Below are 2654 nucleotides of genomic sequence, written 5' to 3' on the forward strand. Positions count from 1 at the left end.
GTGGACACCAGCCGCATCGGCAAGCTGGACGGGCTGACGCTGGTGGACGCCCTGCGCGCCCTGCACGAAACAGCAGGCAAAGCGGTGGCGCTGGTGATTGACGAAGCGCAACACGCGCTGACCAGCGAAGCAGGCGAAGCGGCCATGACCGCGCTGAAGTCGGCCCGCGACCAACTGAACCGGCCGGGCGTGGTGAACCTGATGCTGGTGATGTCGGGCTCGGACCGCGACAAGTTGCTGCGCCTGGTGAACACCAACGGTTCGCCCTTCTATGGCTCGCAGATCAAGACCATGCCCGCGCTGGGGCAGGACTTCATCGCGCACATCGTGCAGCTGATCGAAGCGCAGCGCCCGGAGCTGGCGCCGGTGGACCAGGCCACACTGCAGGCCGCGTTTGAAGGCTTTGGCAGCCGGCCGCAGTTCTTCATGGAGGCGCTGGGCCAGGTGCTCAGCCCGCTGGCGGCGCTGACGGGCCGCTTTGAGCCCGCCATGCTGCAGGCCGCCGCGCAGCGCCAGCAGGACGACGAAGGTCAGATGGAGTCGGACTACCTGGGCCTGAAGCCGCTGGAACAGGCGGTGCTGTGGCGCATGCTGGAGCAAGGCCCCCGCTTCCGGCCGTACGACGCCGAGGCGCTGCGCTTTTACCGCGAGAAGACCGGGCGAGACAAAGCAGTGACGTCGCCGCAGGCACAAAACGCGCTGGAGTCGCTGCGCGAGCGCACGCCAGCGCTGGTGTGGAAATCGGCCCGGGGTGAATACGCGGTGGAAGACGCGGCCATGCACCGCTGGTACGAAACGCGCGCAGCGGCCGGCACCTGGCCACCGCTGAGCCGGCAAGGCAACCTGCTGCCAGACAGCGAGTAGACCGCCGCCGCACCGCATTGACCCCCAACCGACGACACAAAAATCAGGGAGCCCGTCGTGAACGATGTCAGCAAACCGGAGCGCGCCACCCAACACCGGGTGGTGCAGCTGCTGTGCCAGGAACTGGGTTACCGCTACCTGGGCGACTGGACGGAGCGCGCCAACAACGCTCCGGTTGAAGAAGCGCTGCTCACCGCCTTCTGGCAGACCAAGGGCTACACACCCGAACAGATGAGCCGGGCGCTGACCACGCTGCGAAGCGAGGCCGCCAACCCCACGCGCACGCTGTACGGCAACAACCAGGCGGTGTACAGCCTGCTGCGCTACGGCGTGCCGGTGAGAACCGGCGCGGGCGAGCAGACCGAGACGGTGCACCTGGTGGACTGGGAACACCCAGAAGCCAATGACTTTGCGGTGGCCGAAGAAGTGACGCTGAACGGCGGCCTGGAGCGCCGGCCCGACGTGGTGCTGTACCTGAACGGGCTGGCCGTGGGCGTGCTGGAGCTGAAGAACAGCCGGGTGAGCATTGGCCACGGCATACGGCAAAACCTGTCGAACCAGTTGCCGGAATTCAATGAAGGCTTCTTTGCCACGGTGCAGCTGGTGATGGCGGGCAACGACAGCGAGGGCCTGCAGTACGGCACCATTGCCACCCAAGAAAAGTACTTCCTGAAGTGGAAGGAAGACGAGGCCGACAACGCGGGCTACAAGCTCGACAAGTACCTGCGCAGGCTGTGCAGCAAGCCCAGGTTGCTGGAGATCGTGCACGACTTCGTGCTGTTCGACGCCGGCATCAAGAAGCTGCCGCGGGTGCACCAGTACTTCGGCATCAAGGCGGCGCAGGCGCATGTGCAACGCCGCCAGGGCGGCATCATCTGGCACACGCAGGGCGCGGGCAAAAGCATTTTGATGGTGCTGTTGGCGCGCTGGATTCTGGAGAACCTGCCACAGGCGCGCGTGCTGATCGTGACCGACCGGGACGAGCTGGACCAGCAGATCGAGCGCGTGCTGGGCGACGCGGGCGAAACGGTGTACCGCACCGACAGCGGCAAGGACTTGATGCGCCAGCTGGCCCTGCCCTCACCCCGGCTGATGTGTTCGCTGGTGCACAAGTTTGGCGGGCAGGCGCGCGGCAAGAGCGAGGCGGAGTTTGAGCAGTTCATCAAGGACGTGCAGGCCGCCCCCAGCGCCACCTACGGCGAGCTGTTTGTGTTTGTGGACGAGTGCCACCGCACGCAGAGCGGCCGGTTGAACCGGGTGATGAAGGCGCTGATGCCCAACGCGGTGTTCATCGGCTTCACCGGCACCCCGCTGCTCAAGGAAGACAAGGCCACCAGCCAGGAGGTGTTTGGTGGCTACATCCACACCTACAAGTTCGCCGAAGCGGTGGAAGACAAGGTGGTGCTGGACCTGGTGTACGAAGCGCGCGACATCGACCAGCGGCTGGGCTCGACAGACCAGATCGACCAGTGGTTTGCGGCCAAGACCAAGGGCCTGAACGACTGGCAACGCGACGAACTGAAGAAGCAATGGGGCACCATGCAGAAGGTGCTGAGTTCCCGCTCGCGCATGGACCGGGTGGTGGCCGACATCGTGTTCGACTTCGCGACCAAGCGGCGTCTGTCCAACGGGCGCGGCAATGCCATGCTGGTGGCGGCCAGCATCTACGAGGCCTGCAAGTATTTCGAGCTGCTGCAGAAGACGCCGTTCAAGGGGCGCTGCGCCATCGTCACGTCGTACAACCCGCTGACCAGCCACATCACGCTGGAAGAAACCGGCGCCCACACCGA

General features: G+C 65.3%; 2 protein-coding genes. Both read left to right on the forward strand.

What is annotated here, in order from left to right; translation table 11 throughout:
- A partial coding sequence (locus tag RMP09_RS21625; protein WP_310568045.1) for an ATP-binding protein occupies positions 1-864 on the forward strand: 864 nt, incomplete at its 5' end.
- 57 nt (positions 865-921) lie between these two features.
- Positions 922-2654 (forward strand): HsdR family type I site-specific deoxyribonuclease (locus tag RMP09_RS21630; protein WP_310568046.1); only part of this gene is annotated, 1733 nt, incomplete at its 3' end.

Source organism: Hydrogenophaga sp. (genome assembly GCF_031426985.1).
Classification (GTDB): Bacteria; Pseudomonadota; Gammaproteobacteria; order Burkholderiales; family Burkholderiaceae_C; genus Hydrogenophaga.